The sequence below is a fragment of the Duganella sp. AC917 genome, from assembly GCF_979258245.1.
Map to the genome: position 1 here is coordinate 6316053 of NZ_OZ409848.1, position 19259 is coordinate 6335311.

A 19259-nucleotide genomic window follows, 5' to 3' on the forward strand; every position below is an offset into this window, starting at 1 on the left:
GCTTTGGTTTAGTCAGCGAACCTCCCGTGGGGACGCTCTCAGCGGACCTTCTGTTTGCTGTCTAACCTAGTCATGGTTTCTTGCCCCCACGCACGTGTCCGGATGCAGTAGAATTTTGCCGACAGCGGTGGAGTTCGCGTCGATCTGTCTGACCGGGTGTAAGTAAGTCGTAGTATTGTCGAACTGCTCGGCAAGTTCGAAGACGTAGGTTCCAAACAAATTGAACCGCAAGAAACTTTATCCTAAATAAGCAAGTCGTTGTGTAATCGAAAGCGCCTGTGCCAATCAAGAAACCTGAATCCAACGCGGCTGCAAAGCCGAGCAAAGTGACCGCCCAATCCGCCAAAACCGCGGACAAGTCGGAAACGCGCGTCGCCAGCGGCAACCCGCCCGTGGTCAGCCAGACCACGGACGCGGCCACCCTCGCGGCCATCGACACCTCGGGCTATGTGCTGCCATCGGTCAAAGTGCCGGGCCGGCGCGGTCGCAAGCCGAAAGAATTCCAGCCGGAGAACGACGAAGTCGCCGCGCTGAACGCGGTCGAACGCGCCGAGCTCAAGGCCGTCGACAAGGCCAAGGCCAAGGACCGCAAGGCCAAGGAAAAAGCGCTGCTCAAGGACGCCTTCTCGTCGGACACCGAAGCGACAGAGGAAGAGCTCGAACGCCGCCGCCAGAAACTCAAGACGCTGATCAAGTTCGGCAAGGAACGTGGTTTCCTCACGTACGCCGAGATCAATGACCACCTGCCAGAAAATATCGTCGATCCGGAAGCGATCGAGGGCATCATTGGCACCTTCAACGACATGGGCATCGCCGTCTACGAGCACGCGCCGGACGCCGAAACCCTGCTGCTGTCGGACAACGTGGCCACCGTCACCAGCGACGACGAGGCCGAAGCCGCCGCCGAGGCCGCGCTGTCGACGGTCGACTCCGATTTTGGCCGCACCACCGACCCGGTCCGCATGTACATGCGCGAGATGGGCTCGGTCGAGCTGCTGACGCGCGAGGGCGAGATTGAAATCGCCAAGCGCATCGAAGACGGCCTCAAGGACATGATCCAAGCCATTTCCGCCTGCCCGGTGACGATCGCCGAGATCATTGCCGCGTCCGACCGCATCCGCGCCGACGAGATCAAGATCGACGAGATCGTCGACGGCCTGGTCGACGACAGCGACGACGTCGCGCCGCCGGTCGTGGCCGCGCCGACCGAAGAGGAAGACGAGGAAGAGGAAGAGGAAGAAGAGGAAGAAGAGGAAGAGGAAGAAGCGAGCGCCTCCGGTGCCGCCGGTTTCTCGGCCGAACAGCTCGAAGCGTTGAAGAACGCCGCGCTCGACAAGTTCGACGTCATCTCCACCCAGTTCGACAAGATGCGCCGGGCCTTCGAGAAGGAAGGCTACAACTCCAAGGCCTACATCAAGGCCCAGGAAGCGATCTCGTACGAACTGCTGGGCATCCGCTTCACCGCCAAGGTCGTCGAAAAGCTGTGCGACACCTTGCGCGGCCAGGTCGACGAAGTGCGCCACATCGAAAAGCAGATCCTCGACGTTGCCGTCAACAAGTGCGGCATGCCGCGCGCCCACTTCATCAAGGTCTTCCCGGGCAACGAAACCAATCTGGACTGGGTCGACGGCGAAGTCAACGCCGGCCACGCCTACAGCGCCATCCTCGGTCGCAACATTCCGACAATCAAGGAACTGCAGCAGCGCCTGATCGACCTGCAAGCGCGCGTCGTGCTGCCGCTGCCGGACCTGCGTAACATCAACCGCCAGATGGCGGCCGGTGAAATGAAGGCGCGCAAGGCCAAGCGCGAGATGACCGAGGCCAACTTGCGTCTGGTGATCTCGATCGCCAAGAAGTACACCAATCGCGGCCTGCAATTCCTCGACCTGATCCAGGAAGGCAATATCGGCCTGATGAAGGCGGTCGACAAGTTCGAATACCGTCGCGGCTACAAGTTCTCGACTTATGCGACGTGGTGGATCCGTCAGGCCATCACCCGCTCGATCGCCGACCAGGCGCGCACCATCCGTATTCCGGTGCACATGATCGAAACCATCAACAAGATGAACCGGATTTCCCGTCAGATTCTGCAGGAAACCGGGGCCGAGCCGGATCCGGCGACGTTGGCCATCAAGATGGAAATGCCGGAGGATAAGATCCGCAAGATCATGAAGATCGCCAAGGAACCGATTTCGATGGAGACGCCGATCGGCGACGACGACGACTCGCATCTGGGCGACTTCATCGAGGACAACAACACCTTGGCGCCGTCCGACGCGGCGCTGCACGCGTCGATGCGTGGTGTCGTCAAGGATGTGCTCGACTCGCTGACGCCGCGCGAAGCCAAGGTGCTGCGCATGCGCTTCGGCATCGAAATGTCGACTGACCACACCTTGGAAGAGGTCGGTAAACAGTTCGACGTGACCCGCGAGCGTATCCGCCAGATCGAAGCGAAGGCCCTGCGCAAGCTGCGCCATCCTAGCCGTTCCGACAAGCTGAAAAGCTTCTTAGAAGGCAACTAAGGCTTGACTAGCTGCTGTGCTAGCCCTTATGCTCGCGAGTTCGTTTAAAAGCGAGCGCGCGTAAGAGGGGCTAGCCGGTTCCCAGCGCATCTGCAATACCTTGGGCCTCTAGCTCATGCTTGGTTAGAGCAGCGGACTCATAATCCGTTGGTGCCGTGTTCGACTCACGGGAGGCCCACCAAATTCGGTAGTGACATAAGGCAGGGACACAGAGGGTTGGCGATACTCGTCCACCTAGAAAATTGATTCTTCGACTCTGCTGATATGACGATGACTCACGAAATCCGACCGCCGTCGCCTCCTCCAATTGACAAGGCATCTGACAGCGCGGATGATGGGCGGATGGAAAAGCGCGTTGAAAAACTCGACGCCGAGCTTGCCGCGATCAAATTGGATATTGGAATCATCAAAGCCAATGGCGCGACAAAGTCGGATATCGCCGAGCTCAGGGCAACAGTGTCGGAGGCTAAGACCACGATTATTTTGTGGGTTGCCACCGCCGTCATCCTTGCGCAGATACTACCTGGGCTGTTGAAGAACTTTGGACTTATGTAAGAACCAGCCCGGCGTTAGCGGGCTTTTTTTATGTGTCTACATCCCGCCGTCGGCAGCCCAGTGCCGCGCTCTAGCGCGCAGGGATGATTTCTTTCCTGAACCAGTCGTCGAGCATCTGCTTGTCGTGCCCGTACAGATCCTGATTATAGCTGCGCGAGCCCATCAGATAATTCGGATCGGACAATTCGCGGTCGCCGCTGCGCAGCACTTTGCCGTCCTGCTCGATGCTGTAGCGGATGTGCATTCTGGGCCAGTCCGCCTGGCCCTTCATCACGCGGATATCCCGCACCGGCACCCTAGGGAACACATCGCCGGCCAGATCGATATCGATAAACTCGACCTTCAATTCCTGTCCGGCCGGTAGCTGGGACGCCAGTCCGTTCAGGTGATCACGGAAGGTCATCTCCATCGATTCGCGGTCCGACGAAAAACGCGGCACATCCGTCATTTTTTCCGGATTGATAAAGGTGACCGTCGCCGCTGCGAGGGCGCTCGTGGAAGCAAGCAGGAGCGCGGCAGCCGCGCCGGCGTTACGGATGAACTTATTCATGAATGACCTATCCTTTGCGAAGACCCAACTCAGTGACTATTAATATACGCCGATTCCAGCGCTCGTTCATCCAGCGCATATTTCGCTGGGCATCTAGTTGCATACATGCCAAAATTGCTGCCGATAAGCGCACTCAAAAGGATAACTGAATGAATCTCCCTTCTCTGTCGCAACTGGCGCCGCACGGCACCACGTTGATGGCGCTGACCATCGCCGCCGTGTTGTTGACGCCGGGACCGACCAATACGCTGCTGTTCCTTGCCGGCAGCCGCGATGGACTCCGCCGCTCGCTGCGCTTGATCGTTGCCGAATGGATCGGCTACATGGTCTCGATCAGCATCTGGTGCGCCTTCCTGGCGCTGGCGGCCGCCATCGCGCCCTGGGCGCCCACGGTCGCGCGCGCCTGCGCGGCGACCTACATCGCTTACTCGGCGATCAAGTTGTGGCGCACCGCCCCCGAGGCCGGCGCTGCGGGCAAGGCGGCCATCGGTCCGCGCGAACTGTTCTTTGTGACCCTGCTCAATCCGAAGGCGTTCTTCTTCGCCACCGTGGTGTTCCCTCCGCTCACCGATGGCATGGCCGCGACGTCGCAGGCTTACCTGCTGTTCAGTAGTCTGTTGTTGCCGATCGCCGCGCTGTGGATCGCGATGGGTTCGGCGGTGCTGGCCTATCCGAGCGCGACGCCACGCCAGCCGCTGGTGCATCGCATCGCCGCCGGCGTGCTGCTGGCCTTCTCTGGCTCGATGTTTGTGTCTTTGTTCGCAGCCATGCGTTAAAGGATGACGCCGGCCCGGCCGGATTTTTCCGGCCTCATGCAATCGCGCGCGTTGCTTCTATACTAAAATTGGCGTTCAAAATAAACGCTAATAAGGAGAAACGGGAATGATTGATTTGGATCGGCGTAGTCTTATTCTTGCCGCTGGCGGTGCTCTGGCGGCCACTGCGGTTGGCGCGCCCGCATGGGCCGCGACGCCCGGACGCAAGCTCGGTTATGCGATCGTCGGCCTGGGCGGCTACGGCCTCGGCGTCATCATTCCCCAATTCAAAAACTGCGAGCACAGCAAACTGGTCGCGCTGGTCAGCGGCGACGCCGCCAAGGCCAAACGCGTGGCGTCCGAATACGGCGTGCCGGAGTCCGGCATCTACGATTACAAGAGCTACGACAAGCTCAAGGACAATCCCGAGGTCGATGTCATCTACATCTGCCTGCCTGTTTTCATGCACAAGGAATATACCGTGCGTGGCGCCGCCGCCGGCAAACACATCCTGTGCGAGAAGCCGATGGCCTTGTCCGCCGCCGAGTGCGAGACGATGATCGCGGCCTGCAAAAAAGCCGGCAAGAAATTGATGATCGGCTATCGCAGCCACTTCGAGCCCTACAACCTGGAGGCGATCCGCCGCGCCCGCGCCGGCGAGATCGGCAAGCTGCGCTATTTCCGTTCCGAGCATGGCTTCACTGCCGGTGGGAACTCGTCATGGCGCTTGAAGAAGGCGCTGTCGGGCGGCGGTTCGCTGATGGATATCGGCATCTACGCGTTGCAGGCGGCGCGCTACATGACGGGCGAGGAGCCCATCGCCGTGTACGCCAAGGAGACCACGGACCGTTCCGATCCGCGTTTCCGCGAGGTCGAGGACATGATCGAGTTCCAGCTGGAGTTTCCGTCGGGCGTGATTGGTTCGTGCATGTCGATGTACAGCGCCAATCAAAACCATATCTTGCTGATGGGCGATAAAGGGCGGATCGAGCTGGAGCCTGGCACCGCCTACAGCGGCCACCGCCTGTGGGTGGGAAACGGCCGCAGCAACGAGATCACGCCGCCGCCGGGCCCGGGCAAGACGCAGTGGGCGGGCCAGCTCGACCATATGTCGACATGCGTGATCGACAACCGCGAGCCTATCGTTCCCGGCGAGGAAGGGTTGCGCGACATGCGCATTATCGAGGCGATTTACAAGTCGGCGCGCGAGCAGAAGCGGATCGCGCTGTAATTCAGCGCTTGGATTTGTGATTGCCGGCTTCCTCGGCGATCTTGATGTCGAGCATCGAGATCACGAGGTCGTCCTCGGTCAGCAGTTCTTTCAGCGGAAAGCCGTCTTCCATCGCGATGACGGCGCCGGCGGTGACTTTTTCCTCCGCTTCGCCACCGGGCGGCGTGTGCGGCATGAAGGCGAATTGCGGGAACCGCGTTTTGCCGTGCTCGGCGATTTCATGCAAGGTCCTGGGCGCGGCGCGCAGCAGTCCGTTGCGGACATGGTTCTGGCGGTCTTCGCCGCGTTGCTTGAGCAGCGCGGTCAGCCGGACAATCTCCTCCGTCAGCCGATCTGCCTCGGCCTGTTGATGGCTTAGCTCGTCATCGGTCAGCGCTTCTTCCCATTGTGTCAGCTTCAGCAGGCCACGCTTGTGCAGCGTCTGCCGTTGCAGATCGATTTCGATGGCGGCGGCGCGGGTCTGGTGCGAGTCCAGGTCCTGCGCGATGCTGGCGTCGCCATTGGCGCGATGCCATTTATCGCCGAAATTGAATACCAGGCCGTCGAAGTAGAAGTACATCGGCAAGCCATTGGCCGGGGCGTATTCCAGAACTTGTTTTGCCGTCATATTCCAGCGGGTAGCCAGTTCCGCCAAGGTCAGTGTCAGAGGTTCAATCGTGGGCATGATGGGTGCTGTCGAATCGTCAAATATTGGGCGCCATTTTCTCACAGTCGCTTGCATCCCGCGTCCATTTGTTGTGCCGGTGATTACGATTTTGACGTTTTGACCCGCTGATTTTGCCCAGCCCGGCTATTGTCGACGAAGTCATTGTTATACTTATTTCCTGCGAGACAGCGTACGACTGTCCAGACCCAGGAGACGATATGACGGACAGAAGGTTGAAGAAGATAGTGATCGTTGGTGGCGGCACGGCCGGCTGGATGGCCGCCGCGCCCCTGGCCCAGCGCTTGGGCAAGGACTGCCAGATCGTGTTGATCGAGTCGCCCGACATCGCCACCGTCGGCGTCGGCGAGGCGACCCTGCCGACCATCCGCTATTTCAACGCCTCGCTGGGGTTGGACCACGCCGAATTCCTCCGCAAAACCCAGGCCTCGTTCAAGCTGGGGATCGAATTCAAGGATTGGGGCTATATCGGCAACCGTTTCTTCCATGGCTTCGGCGATTTCGGGCCGAAGATCGCTGGCCGGTCGCCGCACATGCACTGGCTGCACCTGGCGCGCGTCGACCAGAACATTCCATCGTATGAGAACTGGTCGATATCGACGGTGATGGCGCGTAATCACCGCTTTGCGCCGGCGAACCCGGAGGATCCGTATTCCTATGGTTTCCATTTCGATGCCGCCCTGTACGCCATCCATCTGCGCGAGTACGCCATCGCGCGTGGCGTGACGCGCATCGAGGCGACCATCGACAACGTCGAGCTGCGGCCGGAGGACGGCTTTATTGCCGCCGTGAAGTTGAAGGATGGCCGCCGCATCGATGGCGATTTCTTCATCGATTGCTCGGGCTTCCGCGGCTTGCTGATCGAAGGCGCGCTCAAGTCCGGCTATGACGACTGGAGCGACCAGCTGCCCTGCAACAGCGCGCTGGCGATGCTGTGCGCCAAGGCCGAGAAGCTGGAACCGTTCACCACCGCCACCGCCAAGGCGGCAGGCTGGCAATGGCGCATTCCGTTGCAGCACCGCACCGGCAACGGCCACGTCTACAGCAACGCGTTCACCACCGATGACGAGGCGGCCCGCGTGCTGATCGACGGCCTCGACGGCGCGCCGCTCGACGAACCCCGGCAGCTGCGCTTCGTCACCGGACGGCGCCGCAAATCGTGGATCAAAAACTGCGTGGCGCTCGGCTTGGCGGCTGGCTTCATCGAGCCGCTGGAATCGACCAGCATCAATCTGATCGAGAACGCGGTGGGCAAGTTGATCGAGTGTTTCCCAGATCGCGACTTCCTGCCCGAGTCGACCGCCGAGTTCAACCGCTACATGGCGTATCGCTACGAGTCCGTGCGCGACTTCATCATCATGCATTACAAGCTGACCCAGCGCACCGATACCGAGTTCTGGCGTTACTGCGCCAACATGCCGATCCCGGACAGCGTGCGCCACCAGATCGAGCTGTTCCGCGAGACGGGCAGGGTGGTCATCTACGATCAGGACGGTTTCGGCGATCCGTCGTTCATCTCGATGTTGCTGGGGTTGGGCGTGGTGCCGAAGGTCGACGATCCGTTTGTCGCCGCGATGGACAGGGACTCGTTGCAAGCCCACATGGCGCAGGTGCGCGCGGACATCATCCAAAAAGTGTCCACGATGCCGTACGTCGGCGACTATCTGGCGCGCGCCGTCGCCAGGTAAAGCCTGTCCATCCGGGTGTTCAAGCCAGCCGCTTGCGCATGAAGATGGTGGCCTGCGGATTGTCGTTGTAGCGTTCGCAGCGCTCGTAGCCCAGCTGATCGTACAGCCTGATCGCCGCGTGCAAGTCGTCCTTGGTGTCCAGATACACCGCGCTGTGGCCGGCGTGCGCGGCGTGGTCCTCGAGCGCCGCCATCAGCGCCTGTGACAGGCCGCGCCGTCGGTAGCGGTCGGCGACATACAGGCGCTTGCACTCGACCGCGCCGCCGTCCGCGATGTCCGGCAGCGGCCGCATCGCCACGCAGCCGGCCGGGGCGCCGTCCACGTAGGCGATCCACATGGCCGAGCTGGCGTCGTCGAGGAAGGCGCGGATGGCGTCGTCGTCGTCGCGCAGCACCACGCCGATGACGTCGAAATACTCATGCAGCAAGTGCCGCGCGTCATGCAGTTGTGCGGCCGTGGCGCGCACCACGGTGGTGGACGGCGGCGACAGGATTTCCCGCACCGTGTTCATCGCCGCCAGCAACTCGGCGCGCTGCGCCTCACCCAACTGGTCGAGCATGCGTACCGTTTCCGACGAGGCGCGATGGTTGATGTCGGCAATCACCGCCTGGCCGTTAGTTGTCAGGCTCAGCAGGATGGCGCGCTTGTCCAGCGTCGACCGTACGCCTTCGATCAGTCCGCGTTCGGTCAGCGAGCGCACCATGCGGCTCATGTAGCCGGCGTCAAGGCCGAGCTTGGTGCGCAGGTGGTTCGCGGTGCAGCCAGGGCGTTGCGACAGCTCGTACAGCATCCGGCTTTCGCTGAGCGAGTAGTCGGTGTCGAGATAGCGCCCGCGCAGCAAGCCCAGATGCACGGTGTAAAAACGATTGAACTGCCGTACCATCTCGGCCTGTTGCCGCACATGCTGATCCATATCGCTCCGATGAGATTATTGGTTGCTTTTGGCAAGTAGTTTGGCAACTATATCGCCGTTGTCCAGTGGCGTCAACATGGCGCACATGGCAGACGGTAAAATGGCGCGTTTCCACAGCGGAGGTAGCGAAAATGATGTTTCTTAAAGTTCCGTTCGCGGAAAAAGATGAGGCCAAGGCCTTGGGCGCGCGCTGGAACGGCGAACGCAAATCGTGGTACGTGCCGGACGGTAAGCCGACCGAGGCGTTCGAACGCTGGTTGCCGCCGGGCGGCGCCGATTTCGTTCCGGCCAAGGCTGCCGCAGCGCCGAAGGCCAAGCCGGCCTCGGTGGACTCTTATATCGGCAAATCGGTGATCGGCAAGCTGTATCAGGAGTTGCCGCACGACTGCAATCCGTTCGAGGCGTGCCCGGTGTGCGCGCCGGCGCTGGCGACATCCGGCTGGCAGGCCGCGCACGATGATGTGGCCAGGTTGCTCATCGGTTTGCGGGGTTGATAGCGTTTTCATACTGTGTTCAAATAGAAACTATTGAGATAGTGACCACACAATGCATCGATCTGATCTAGAATACTGATGAGATGCAGTATGAGATACACCCACCCCGAAGCCGCCGATGAACAGTCATACCACGCCGCCAGTTTTTCGAACTGAAGACGGACCGGTCACACCAGTCGCCAGCTTCAAGCAACCCGCCGATGTTTTTGAAGCGCTGTTTCAAAGCATACAAGGTGGTGAAAAGCATGTGCGGCCGCTGCTGGACTTGGTGCCCGATTCCCACTTTCTCGGATTCATCGAAGTCGGCTATGCGCTGCGCGCCTGCCTGGAAGACAAATCACGCCGAGAGTACCTGTTGCAGCGCCTGCGGCCGCATCTTGCCGTGATGATCGGCACTTTGCCGGCAAGCATACAGCCTCACGGCATGCTGCCCAAGCAACCGCCACCGCCCGGCTTCCGCGACCTGCAACAGATCAGCGATGACGAAATCCGCGCCTGGTTGATCGAAGACGGCGGCCTCATCTACGGCGAGTTCGCGCGGTACGAGCTCGATAACCTGTTCGCCGCGATCGCGCCGTCGATACGTCCCGGCGGCGTCATGGTCGATCTTGGTAGCGGACTGGGCAAGGTGGTGATGTCGGCGGCGCTGGCGTTTCCCTTCCAGCGCTGCATCGGCGTCGAATGCATGGGCTACCGCCATCGCATGGCCTTGCAGCGCCTGCACAATCTGCTGGTTTTGGCCGAGCGCGGCGTGGCGCATCTGCCGACGCCGCTCACCCCGGAAGCCCCGCTGACCTTGCCTTTCGGCGAAGCGACCACCGGCCAGCACCTGCTCGGCCTCGCCTCGCGGATCGCCTTTGTCGAAAGCGACATGTTCAAGGTGGACGTGCGCGGCGCCAGCCTGGTGTTCTTGTACAGCACCTGTTTCGGCCCGCTGATGGACGCGCTTGCCGACAAACTTGCGCGCGAGTTGCAGGAGGGTGCGCTGGTGACAACCACCACCTACGCGCTCAAGCATCCCGCCTTCACGTTGGTGCATTACTTCCCGGCCGGCACGGTCGCCTGGACCAATGTGATGCTTTACAAGCGCACCGGCACACTGGAATCGCTGCCGCCGCTGGACATCACGCGCCCGCATCAGCCAGACCCGGCGGAGTGGGAAGCGCGCGTCCGGCAGGACTTCGACGCCATGGACGCGCGCTCAGGCACGGCCTAAAGCAGCCATTTGCGCGCGGTCGCGATGATACTGTCCGAAAGCGTCCGCGTAAACGGCGTCTGAATATCCCAGATGTGCCAGGTCAGGGGCACGTCCAGCACGTGTCCCGGCGCCACATCCACCAACGTTCCCGACTTCAACTGCGCTTCGCATTGGAGCAGCGGCAGCATGCCGTAAGCAAATCCCGCCTCCAGAAAGCGCACAAAACCTTCCGAGCTCGACAAGGAATGATGCGGCACCCGCCCGGTATAGCCGGTGCGCTGCGCGATAAAGCGCGTCTGCAGCGCGTCCTTGCGGTCGAAATGCAAGCTCGGCGCATGCTGAACCGCCTCGGCGGTAAATCCGTGCGGGAACCAGCGCGCGGCGAAACCGGGACTGGCGACGCACAAATACCGCATCGCGCCGAGTGGGGTCGCGGAAGTTCCGGCTACTTGTGCGGTTTCACTGGTAACGCAGCCGAAAACACGGCCTTCGCGCAGCATCGTCATCGTGTGATCCTGGTCGTCCAGGCGAATATGCAGCATGCAGTCGCCCGTACCCATCAGCGGCGCCACCGCTTCATGTAGCCATGTCGCCGCGCTGTCGGCATTGATGGCGATGGCGATTTCAGGCCGGGCAGGGGCGCCGGGACCGGCGTGCGGGAACGCGGTCAGCGCCGCTTCCAGCAGTTGCACTTGGCGGTAATGGGCGATCAGCCGCTGGCCGGCTTCGGTTGCCACGGGCGGCTGGCTGCGCACGATCAGCAACTCGCCGGCGCTGTTTTCCAGCATGCGGATGCGTTGGGACACCGCCGATTGCGTGATCGACAGGGCTGCCGCAGCCTTGTCAAAACTGCCATGGTCGATCACGGCATCCAGCGCCGCCAGTCCGCGATAGTCGATTCTGCTCATTAGCGATCCTAATATTTGGTCAGTAATATTAATTATACTTATCTTTGTTCCCGGTTTAAGCTGGCGTCCTTCAACACGGGGAGGACGCATGGAAGTAGCCGCATTTTTGAAGGGCATGGGACTGGGCGGTGGGCTGATTGTCGCCATCGGATCGCAAAACGCTTATTTATTGAGGCAGGCCTTAAAACGCGAATACGTGCTGACCTGTATAGCCATTTGTATTATTTGCGACGTAGTGCTGATAGGCGCCGGCGTCGCCGGCATGGGGAAGTTAATTGTCGAGGCGCCGACCTTGCTATTCTGGATTAAATTGGCCGGTGCAGGATTTTTATTCTGGTACGGCGTGAGAGCGGCGCGCTCCGCGTTGAATCCGGTCGGGATGAAAAGCGACGACAACAAGCCCGCAACCAGCCAGCGTGCGGTAATTGCGGCAATGCTGGCGTTCAGTTTATTAAATCCCCATGTTTATCTGGATACGGTGGTACTGCTGGGATCGATAGGTGGCCAGCAGCCCGGCGATGGACGACTTTATTTTGCGCTGGGAGCGATGCTGGCCTCAGTTATCTGGTTTTGCAGTTTGGGATTCGGCGCCGGGTTTTTGATACCAGTGTTCTCGCGTCCGCGTGCGTGGCAGATTCTGGACGGCGTGATCGCGGTCGTGATGTGGATATTGGCGATCACATTATTTCTGTGAGCCGCCGGTGCAGTCATGCTGAAAAACAGCTGGAACGTGCCGTTTTTTGGCATGAAAACCACATTCTCCTTCCGGAAGCCGGTGGTTACCCGCCTGGTAAGCTAATCATGTTGTAGATTTATTTCCACAGAGAACGTGTCTGTCGGCATTTCGCATACAATGCTGAAAGTTGCCAAATATGGCACGCAGATCATTGGGAATACTTCAGCATGGAACCCGGCAATTACTTAAGTGAGTCGACAATGGCCGCGGCCTTTACGTCGGATGCCATTTTGAGCGCCTTGCTTGTTTTTCTCTGGCTGACCCAGCGTAAAGAAAAACATGCGTTGTTCTGGGGCGTGGGCCAAATCGCGATAATGATCGGCGTCATGACGTGGTTTGTTGGCACCGATTTCATGCCGCATCAAATCCGTTTGTTTATATGCGCGCTGATGCTCACAACGGGCATGGTGGGTTATTGGAGCGGCACCCAATACTTTCTCGGGGCATTACGTCGTAGTCATTTGCGCAGGGTATTAATCGCCGCCGCTGGCTTGACCGGCATATTTTATCTGTTGTGGAACGCTTATTATGACTTGGTCGCCCCGGCCACCGCGTCAATTAGCGGCGCTGTCATGATCTGGATGGGTGTGCGTCTGGTCCGCGCCCAGCAGCGCTACCGCTGGCTCGGCTATACCCTGGTGGCACGCGGTATCTTCAACATCGTATCGTCCATTGCGCTGGAACCGGCGTTGTATTTACTTTGGTTCGCCGGCACCTCGATTCTCAAGACATTGTCGATGCTGGGGCTGATATATGCGGTACAGGACGAGATCAAGCAACGCTACGTGCGTACCATCGACAGCCTCAGCCATGGGTTTTTGATACGTGACCGGCGCGGTTATGTCCACGTCGCCAACGAGCGCTGTGCCCGCTTGCTGGGCTTCGACAGCGCCACCGACCTGATCGGCAAGCACGTGTGCGAGCTGTTGCCGGACCTGACCCCGGCCATGGCCGACGAGTATTTCCGCCGCTTGGATGCCAAGGACGTCCAGTATCCAGTGACCGAAACGGCAATGTTTAGATTGCACAACGGCGCCAGGCTGCCGGTCGAGATGATGGGGTCACCTTACATCGAACGCGGTCGCCTGTATTGCCTGGTCCAGCTGCTCGATATAAGCGAGCGCAAGAAAAAGGACGACATGCTCTACCAGGCCGCGCGCATCGACCCGGTGACGGGCTTTTTCAACCGCCATGCGGTGTCGGTCTCGCTGGCGCAGGCGGTTGCGGCCGCTGCGGCGGGAGGGCGCGAATGCGCGGTGCTGTTCCTCGACCTGGACAAGTTCAAACGCGTCAACGATTCCTTCGGCCACGCCATTGGCGACGACCTGCTGCGCCAGACGGCGCACCGCCTGTACGCCGTGCTGGGCCCCGACGATGTGCTGGCCCGTTTCGGCGGCGACGAGTTCATCATTGTCATGCCCGATCTGGCGCCCGGCACCGCCACCGCGATGGCCAGCCGCTGCGCCGGGCATGTCATCAGCGCCATGGCCGGCCGTTTCGACCTGTCGCACCATGCGATCGCCGTGTCGGCCAGTGTTGGCGTGGCGTGCTATCCATTGCACGGCAGCGATAGCGATATGTTGATACGCAACGCCGACATCGCCATGTACGAGGCCAAAAAAGCCGGGCGCGGCGAGCTGCGGTTCTTCAATGACGCGATGAACGCCGCCGCCAAGAATGCGTTGGTGATCGACGGCGCCTTGCGCGGCGCCATCGAGGCTGACGAGTTCAATCTGCTGTACCAGGCAATCGTCGACGCCGGTACCGGCAAGGTGGCCAAGGTGGAGGCGCTGCTGCGCTGGCATAGCGCCGAGCTGGGGTGGGTGCCGCCGGACCGCTTCATTCCGGTGGCCGAGGATAGCGGCATGATCGTTGCCATCGGCACTTGGGTGCTGAACGAGGCCTGCCGCCAGATGGCCCGCTGGCGCGGCGGTCCGCTGGACGATTTGACGATCAGTATCAATGTCTCGGCCTGGCAGTTGGCGGACCCGGCCTTTGTGACCCTGGTGGAGCAGGCCCTCGCCAGCAACAGCCTGGACGGGCGCCGCTTGGAGCTGGAACTGACCGAGCGGGTGCTGATCGACGACGGCGGCCAGGTGCGCGCCGTGCTGGGCCGCTTGCGCAGCCTGGGCGTGAGCATCTCGCTCGACGACTTCGGCACCGGCTATTCGTCGCTCAGCTACCTGACGCGGTTCCAGTTGCACACCTTGAAGATCGACCGCGCCTTTGTGATGGACATCGAGCACAGCGAGCGCAGCAACAGCCTGGTGAACGCGATCATCGCCATGGGACACAGCTTGGGGCTGCAACTGGTGGCCGAAGGCGTCGAAACCGCCGGCCAGGCGGCGATCCTGGAGAAGATGGGCTGTCACTATTTGCAGGGCTACCACTTTTCCCGGCCGATCGCGCCGGACGATCTGCTGCGCTTCGCCGACGCGCGCCAACCAGCCGCGCAGTGAACCGGCGCCACGGCCAGGGTTGCCGGTGGCGTCGCGTCCGCTGCAAAACATGACCACGCGCAACATGACGTTTTCTGCGTCCCGCAAGATGACTTCTTGGCCGGTTCGCTTTGCAAATTGTTGTCATGTCATTCAGATGTCATTACATCGTCATCGTAACGTCACATGCTGTTCCTACAATCTTGCGAGTTGATCATTCCACTAACCGCAAGAAAGAAGAACACTCATGCAACAGCGCTTCCCTCTGAAACCTTTGTGCCTGGTGGTCCTGCAAGCACTGGCCTTCCACGCGTATGCGGCCGACACCGCCGATGCAGCCGACGCCGCCGACAGCGCAGCCGCCGCCGGCGCGCTGGCCGGTCCGATGCAATCGGTGGAAATCACCGGCCGAGGCCAGTCGCGCCAGGTGCAGAACATCAACAAGGCCGATCTGGCCGAGGCGCTGCCGGGCACCAGCCCGTTGAAGGTGCTCGACAAGCTGCCGGGCGTGAACTTCCAGTCCGCCGATCCGTTCGGCGCCTATGAATGGTCGACCTCGTTCAGCATCCGTGGCTTCAACCAGAGCCAGCTGGGCTTCACGCTGGACGGCGTGCCGCTGGGCGACATGAGCTACGGTAACAACAACGGCCTGCACATCAGCCGCGCCATTTCGTCGGAAAACATCGGCAGCGTCCAGGTGTCGCAGGGCGCCGGCGCGCTGGGCACCGCCTCCACCAGCAACCTGGGCGGCACGGTGCAGTTCTTCACGCTGGCGCCGACCGACGAGCGCGGCCTGACCGCCTCGCAAACCCTGGGCAGCGACTCGACCTCGCGCACCTTCGTCCGCGTCGATACCGGCCTGATCAACGGCGCCGTCAAGGCCTTCATCAGCGGCACCCGCCAGCGCACCGACAAGACCAAAGGCGAGGGCGCCCAGGACCAGGACCAGATCAACTCGCGCTTCGTATTCAAGTTCGGCGAGAACAGCCTGACCGGCTTCTTCAACCATTCCGACCGCAAGGAAGTCGACTACCAGGACATGTCGAAGGAAATGCTCAACCGCCTCGGCTACGAATGGGACAACTACCAGCCCGACTGGCAGCGCGCGGTCAACGCCGCCAAGGGCCAGTTCAGCGGCGCCGTCAACAGCCTGGACGACGCCTATTACTCGGCCGGCGGCCTGCGCAAGGATTCGCTGGGCGGCCTGACCCTGGACCTGAACTTCTCGCCGACGGTGGAACTGAAGACCACGGTCTACAACCACGAAAACGAAGGCCAGGGCCACTGGTACACGCCTTACGTCGCCACCGACGCCGCCAATCCGATCTCGATCCGCACCACCGAATACGAAATCAAGCGCCACGGCGTGACGACCGACCTGACCTGGGACCTGGGCAACCACACCATCACCGCCGGCGCCTGGGGCGAGCGTTCCGACCACACGGGCAGCCGCAACTACTACGCCGCCACCGGCCCGGCCGACACCATGGTCTACCTGCGCAACCCGTTCCGCACCGACTGGGCGCAAAACTTCATCACCACCACCGCGCAGTACTACGTGCAGGACAGCCTGAGCCTGATGGACGGCAAGCTGAAGATCAACGCCGGCTTCAAGAGCATGAGCGTCGATATCGCCGCCCGCAACATCGTCGGCACGCGCGCCGCCGGCAAGCTGTCGGCCGAGAAAAACTTCCTGCCGCAAGCCGGCGTCAACTACGCGCTCAGCGCCGACGACGAAGTGTTCGCCTCGGCCTCGAAAAACATGCGCGCGCACCAGCCTGGCGTGGGCGGTCCGTTCTCGCAGACCCAGGAAGCCTACAACGCCGGGGTCGCCAGCCTGAAGCCGGAAACCTCCACCAACGTCGACCTTGGCTACCGCTTCAAGCGCGCCGCGATCCAGGGTTCGCTGGCCGTGTACAACGCCCGTTTCGACGATCGTCAACTGAGCGTGGCCACCTGCGCCGGCATCGTCGGCTGCCCGTCGACCTTCGTCAACGTCGGCAAGGTCGACACCAAAGGCGTGGAAGCGATCGCCGTATGGAAACTGAACCGCGAAATCAGCTGGTTCAACTCGTACACCTTCAACGATTCGAAGTACAAGTCGGACTACCTGGACGGCAGCACGTTGGTGCCGGTCAGCGGCAAGACCGTGGTCAACGCGCCGCGCAACTTGTTCAGCACCGAGGCTTCGTACGAGACCGGCAGCTGGTTCGCCCGGCTGGGCGGCAAGCTCACCGGCAAGCGCTACTACACCTATATGAACGACAACGGCGTGCCGTCGTTCTGGCTCGCCAACCTGTCGGCCGGCTACAAGATGAAGTCGCTGGGCATGCTCAAGGAACTGTCGCTGCAAGTCAACGTGACCAACCTGTTCGACAAGGAATACATCAGCACCATCGGCACCAACGGCTTCCAGGCCCGCGATCCGAACGGTACCGCGCAGACCTTGCTGACCGGCGCGCCGCGTCAGGTCTTCGTGACCTTGACCGGCAAGCTGTAAGCTGACACCGCGCATGCTCCGCCGACCGCGGAGCGGGGCGTTCCACTCGATAAATTTTGCATTTCGCGCAAGGTTTAGAGAGTGGAACGCCTTTGTTGCTTATGGGCTACAAACGCTGCGCGGCGCTGGTGGTGCCCGGCTCAACGGCTCATACTTATGAGTCTTTCGAGCTCGAGGAGTGCGCCGTGAAATGGTTTTATGACCTGAAAATCGCTACCAAATTAATAGTCTCTTTTGGTGTCGTCCTGTTGCTGACGTTGGTGATGGGCTTGGCGGGGATGGTGTCGACGGCCAAGGTCAACCAGGCCTCGAACGACCTTGCGGAAAACTGGATGCCGAGCGTGCGCATGGCGCTGGAATTGCGCACCGACATCGGCGAGATGCGCCGTTGGGAGCTGGCGCACATGATCAATGACAAGCCGGAAGGGTTTGCCACCTACGAAAAGCGCATGGCCGATACCTTGGCCACGCAAAAGGCGCATCGCGAGGCCTACGAAAAGCTGATCAACAGCCCCGAGGAAAAAGCGCTGGTGGCCGAATTCGACCAGGGCTGGAGCTCCTTCATGCTCGACCATGACCAGATTGTGAAGTTCTCCGCCGGCGGCCAGAAGGACGAGGCGAGGGCGCTGTCGCGCGACTCGTCTGCCAAGACGATGGCGGCGCTCACCGAGTCGATCAACAAGCTCGTCAAGCTCAATGTCGACGGCGGCGACGCGGCCAGCGACGCCGCCACCGTCACCTACGAAAACGCGCGCATGACCTCGATCATCCTGCTGACGATCAATATCGGCGTCGGCATCGCGCTGGCGCTGTGGATCGCCCGCATTGTCTCGGCGCCGTTGCGGCAAGCGGTGGAGGTGGCGACCGCCGTGGCCGGCGGCGACCTGACCCGCACCATCGAGGTGGAAAGCGCCTGCGAAACGGGCCAGCTGATGGGCGCGCTGCGCGACATGAACGGTAATCTGCAGCGCCTGGTCAGCCAGGTGCGCAGCGGCACCGACACCATCGCCACGGCGTCGGCCGAGATCTCGGCCGGCAACCAGGATCTGTCGTCGCGCACCGAGGAACAGGCGTCGAGCCTGGAGGAGACCGCCTCGTCGATGGAAGAATTGACCAGCACCGTCAAGCAAAACGCCGACAACGCGCGCCAGGCCAACCAGCTGGCGCAGTCGGCCTCGGGCATCGCCATCAAGGGCGGCGACGTGGTGGGGCAGGTGGTTGGCACGATGTCGTCCATCAACGAATCGTCGCGCAAGATCGTCGACATCATTTCCGTGATCGACGGCATCGCTTTCCAGACCAACATCCTGGCGCTGAACGCGGCGGTCGAGGCCGCGCGCGCCGGTGAACAGGGCCGGGGCTTTGCCGTGGTCGCCACCGAGGTACGCAACCTGGCGCACCGTTCGGCGGCGGCCGCCAAGGACATCAAGTTGCTGATCAGCGATTCGGTGGAAAAGGTCGAGGCCGGTTCGCAGCTGGTCAACCAGGCCGGCACCACAATGGACGAGATCGTCTCGAGCATCACCCGCGTGACCGACATCATGAGCGAGATCACCTCGGCCAGCGCCGAGCAGAGCGACGGCATCGAGCAGGTCAACGTGGCGATCACGCAGATGGACCAGGTCACGCAGCAGAACGCCGCGCTGGTGGAGCAAGCCGCGGCGGCGGCCGAGTCGATGCAGGATCAGGCGGCGCGGTTGAGCGAGGTGGTCAGTATCTTCAAGCTGAACGGGTCGGCCGGGGTGGCCGCGCCGGTGGCGTTGGCCAGCGTCGCGCGCAAGCCGCTGGCGGCGCCTGCGCGCGTTGCGCTGGCGCCGAAGAAACCGGCCAAGCCCGTGAAACAGGTCGCCCATGGCGACGAATGGGAAACGTTCTAAGCCACGGTTCCACGTAGGGGGGATTACGGCGTGCCGCCTAATCCGCCATGCGTTTCTCCGGGGATTCTTGACGCGCTTGCCACGCTTTGTGCGCCTCGCGGTACTTTTCCAACTCATCCTGATACATATCGTCGACACACCAGGTACAGCCGCTGTGGCAGCAGTCGCGTGGGTCCGGCGGCTGCGGCGCCACCGGCTCGGGATCGTCCGCCTTCATCGCATTCCCTTCC

16 protein-coding genes and 1 tRNA gene are annotated in these 19259 nt (G+C 61.4%); 12 read left to right on the plus strand and 5 right to left on the minus strand.

Features of this window, described 5'->3' with window-relative positions; all coding sequences use genetic code 11:
* The first annotated feature begins 278 nt into the window (after nucleotides 1-278).
* The 3 genes from rpoD to ACZ0BA_RS27630 all read left to right on the plus strand — a co-directional run bounded on the left by rpoD (nucleotide 279) and on the right by ACZ0BA_RS27630 (nucleotide 3077).
* Nucleotides 279-2522 carry an RNA polymerase sigma factor RpoD gene (rpoD, locus tag ACZ0BA_RS27620; protein ID WP_463454332.1) on the plus strand — a complete coding sequence of 748 codons (2244 nt, stop codon included), beginning with the start codon at nucleotides 279-281 and terminating at the stop codon, nucleotides 2520-2522.
* Nucleotides 2523-2624: 102 nt separating this feature from the next.
* Nucleotides 2625-2703, plus strand: a tRNA-Ile gene (locus ACZ0BA_RS27625).
* An 89-nt stretch (nucleotides 2704-2792) separates the two neighbouring features.
* Nucleotides 2793-3077: a hypothetical protein gene (locus ACZ0BA_RS27630; protein ID WP_463454333.1), complete on the plus strand. Its 285-nt coding sequence runs from the start codon at nucleotides 2793-2795 to the stop codon at nucleotides 3075-3077.
* A 70-nt stretch (nucleotides 3078-3147) separates the two neighbouring features.
* On the opposite strand, the gene ACZ0BA_RS27635 is transcribed toward ACZ0BA_RS27630, so the two are convergent.
* Complete coding sequence (locus tag ACZ0BA_RS27635; protein ID WP_463454334.1) at nucleotides 3148-3627, minus strand: DUF3016 domain-containing protein; 480 nt, start codon at nucleotides 3625-3627, stop codon at nucleotides 3148-3150.
* 149 nt (nucleotides 3628-3776) lie between these two features.
* Between ACZ0BA_RS27635 and ACZ0BA_RS27640 the strand changes: the two genes are divergently transcribed.
* Together ACZ0BA_RS27640 and ACZ0BA_RS27645 are read left to right on the plus strand one after the other, a co-directional pair.
* A complete protein-coding gene (locus ACZ0BA_RS27640) occupies nucleotides 3777-4403 on the plus strand; it encodes a LysE family translocator (protein WP_463454335.1) in 627 nt (208 codons plus the stop codon).
* A gap of 106 nt (nucleotides 4404-4509) precedes the next feature.
* A complete protein-coding gene (locus tag ACZ0BA_RS27645) occupies nucleotides 4510-5613 on the plus strand; it encodes a Gfo/Idh/MocA family protein (RefSeq protein ID WP_463454336.1) in 1104 nt (367 codons plus the stop codon).
* 1 nt (nucleotide 5614) lies between these two features.
* On the opposite strand, the gene ACZ0BA_RS27650 is transcribed toward ACZ0BA_RS27645, so the two are convergent.
* Nucleotides 5615-6277, minus strand: coding sequence for a hypothetical protein (locus ACZ0BA_RS27650; RefSeq protein ID WP_463454337.1), 663 nt, complete (start codon nucleotides 6275-6277; stop codon nucleotides 5615-5617).
* Between the two features lie 200 nt (nucleotides 6278-6477).
* Between ACZ0BA_RS27650 and ACZ0BA_RS27655 the strand changes: the two genes are divergently transcribed.
* Nucleotides 6478-7965: a tryptophan halogenase family protein gene (locus ACZ0BA_RS27655; RefSeq protein ID WP_463454338.1), complete on the plus strand. Its 1488-nt coding sequence runs from the start codon at nucleotides 6478-6480 to the stop codon at nucleotides 7963-7965.
* A gap of 19 nt (nucleotides 7966-7984) precedes the next feature.
* Here ACZ0BA_RS27655 and ACZ0BA_RS27660 read toward each other — a convergent pair whose 3' ends face one another.
* Complete coding sequence (locus tag ACZ0BA_RS27660; protein ID WP_463454339.1) at nucleotides 7985-8878, minus strand: bifunctional helix-turn-helix transcriptional regulator/GNAT family N-acetyltransferase; 894 nt, start codon at nucleotides 8876-8878, stop codon at nucleotides 7985-7987.
* 131 nt (nucleotides 8879-9009) lie between these two features.
* On the opposite strand from ACZ0BA_RS27660, the gene ACZ0BA_RS27665 reads away from it, so the two are divergent.
* A complete protein-coding gene (locus ACZ0BA_RS27665) occupies nucleotides 9010-9372 on the plus strand; it encodes a DUF5710 domain-containing protein (RefSeq protein WP_463454340.1) in 363 nt (120 codons plus the stop codon).
* A 118-nt stretch (nucleotides 9373-9490) separates the two neighbouring features.
* The gene (locus tag ACZ0BA_RS27670) at nucleotides 9491-10588 is read left to right on the plus strand and encodes a histone methylation protein DOT1-like protein (RefSeq protein WP_463454341.1); all 1098 of its coding nucleotides are present in this window, start codon (nucleotides 9491-9493) and stop codon (nucleotides 10586-10588) included.
* Here ACZ0BA_RS27670 and ACZ0BA_RS27675 read toward each other — a convergent pair.
* Complete coding sequence (locus tag ACZ0BA_RS27675) at nucleotides 10585-11478, minus strand: LysR family transcriptional regulator ArgP (RefSeq protein ID WP_463454342.1); 894 nt, start codon at nucleotides 11476-11478, stop codon at nucleotides 10585-10587. The genes ACZ0BA_RS27670 and ACZ0BA_RS27675 overlap by 4 nt on opposite strands.
* An 88-nt stretch (nucleotides 11479-11566) precedes the next feature.
* Between ACZ0BA_RS27675 and ACZ0BA_RS27680 the strand changes: the two genes are divergently transcribed.
* The 4 genes from ACZ0BA_RS27680 to ACZ0BA_RS27695 all read left to right on the plus strand — a co-directional run bounded on the left by ACZ0BA_RS27680 (nucleotide 11567) and on the right by ACZ0BA_RS27695 (nucleotide 19029).
* Nucleotides 11567-12172, plus strand: coding sequence for a LysE/ArgO family amino acid transporter (locus tag ACZ0BA_RS27680; protein WP_463454343.1), 606 nt, complete (start codon nucleotides 11567-11569; stop codon nucleotides 12170-12172).
* 614 nt (nucleotides 12173-12786) lie between these two features.
* Nucleotides 12787-14673 carry a putative bifunctional diguanylate cyclase/phosphodiesterase gene (locus tag ACZ0BA_RS27685; RefSeq protein WP_463454344.1) on the plus strand — a complete coding sequence of 629 codons (1887 nt, stop codon included), beginning with the start codon at nucleotides 12787-12789 and terminating at the stop codon, nucleotides 14671-14673.
* 226 nt (nucleotides 14674-14899) lie between these two features.
* Entirely contained in the window at nucleotides 14900-17152 is a 2253-nt protein-coding gene (locus tag ACZ0BA_RS27690) for a TonB-dependent receptor (RefSeq protein WP_463454345.1), read from the plus strand.
* Nucleotides 17153-17337: 185 nt separating this feature from the next.
* Nucleotides 17338-19029, plus strand: a complete 1692-nt coding sequence (locus ACZ0BA_RS27695; protein WP_463454346.1) for a methyl-accepting chemotaxis protein — start codon at nucleotides 17338-17340, stop codon at nucleotides 19027-19029.
* Between the two features lie 37 nt (nucleotides 19030-19066).
* Here the strand turns inward: ACZ0BA_RS27695 and ACZ0BA_RS27700 are convergent, their stop codons facing one another.
* Nucleotides 19067-19246, minus strand: coding sequence for an oxidoreductase-like domain-containing protein (locus tag ACZ0BA_RS27700; protein WP_463454347.1), 180 nt, complete (start codon nucleotides 19244-19246; stop codon nucleotides 19067-19069).
* Nucleotides 19247-19259 lie beyond the last annotated feature (13 nt).

Excerpts from the sequence above, each read along its gene's own strand:
- ACZ0BA_RS27680 (WP_463454343.1), top strand. The coding sequence starts at position 11,567 with ATGGAAGTAGCCGCATTTTTGAAGGGCATGGGACTGGGCGGTGGGCTG.
- ACZ0BA_RS27665 (WP_463454340.1), top strand. The coding sequence starts at position 9,010 with ATGATGTTTCTTAAAGTTCCGTTCGCGGAAAAAGATGAGGCCAAGGCC.
- ACZ0BA_RS27670 (WP_463454341.1), top strand. The coding sequence starts at position 9,491 with ATGAACAGTCATACCACGCCGCCAGTTTTTCGAACTGAAGACGGACCG.
- ACZ0BA_RS27640 (WP_463454335.1), top strand. The coding sequence starts at position 3,777 with ATGAATCTCCCTTCTCTGTCGCAACTGGCGCCGCACGGCACCACGTTG.
- ACZ0BA_RS27645 (WP_463454336.1), top strand. The coding sequence starts at position 4,510 with ATGATTGATTTGGATCGGCGTAGTCTTATTCTTGCCGCTGGCGGTGCT.
- ACZ0BA_RS27690 (WP_463454345.1), top strand. The coding sequence starts at position 14,900 with ATGCAACAGCGCTTCCCTCTGAAACCTTTGTGCCTGGTGGTCCTGCAA.
- ACZ0BA_RS27630 (WP_463454333.1), top strand. The coding sequence starts at position 2,793 with ATGACTCACGAAATCCGACCGCCGTCGCCTCCTCCAATTGACAAGGCA.
- ACZ0BA_RS27700 (WP_463454347.1), bottom strand. The coding sequence starts at position 19,246 with ATGAAGGCGGACGATCCCGAGCCGGTGGCGCCGCAGCCGCCGGACCCA.
- ACZ0BA_RS27660 (WP_463454339.1), bottom strand. The coding sequence starts at position 8,878 with ATGGATCAGCATGTGCGGCAACAGGCCGAGATGGTACGGCAGTTCAAT.
- ACZ0BA_RS27650 (WP_463454337.1), bottom strand. The coding sequence starts at position 6,277 with ATGCCCACGATTGAACCTCTGACACTGACCTTGGCGGAACTGGCTACC.
- ACZ0BA_RS27635 (WP_463454334.1), bottom strand. The coding sequence starts at position 3,627 with ATGAATAAGTTCATCCGTAACGCCGGCGCGGCTGCCGCGCTCCTGCTT.
- ACZ0BA_RS27675 (WP_463454342.1), bottom strand. The coding sequence starts at position 11,478 with ATGAGCAGAATCGACTATCGCGGACTGGCGGCGCTGGATGCCGTGATC.
- ACZ0BA_RS27685 (WP_463454344.1), top strand. The coding sequence starts at position 12,787 with ATGATCTGGATGGGTGTGCGTCTGGTCCGCGCCCAGCAGCGCTACCGC.
- ACZ0BA_RS27655 (WP_463454338.1), top strand. The coding sequence starts at position 6,478 with ATGACGGACAGAAGGTTGAAGAAGATAGTGATCGTTGGTGGCGGCACG.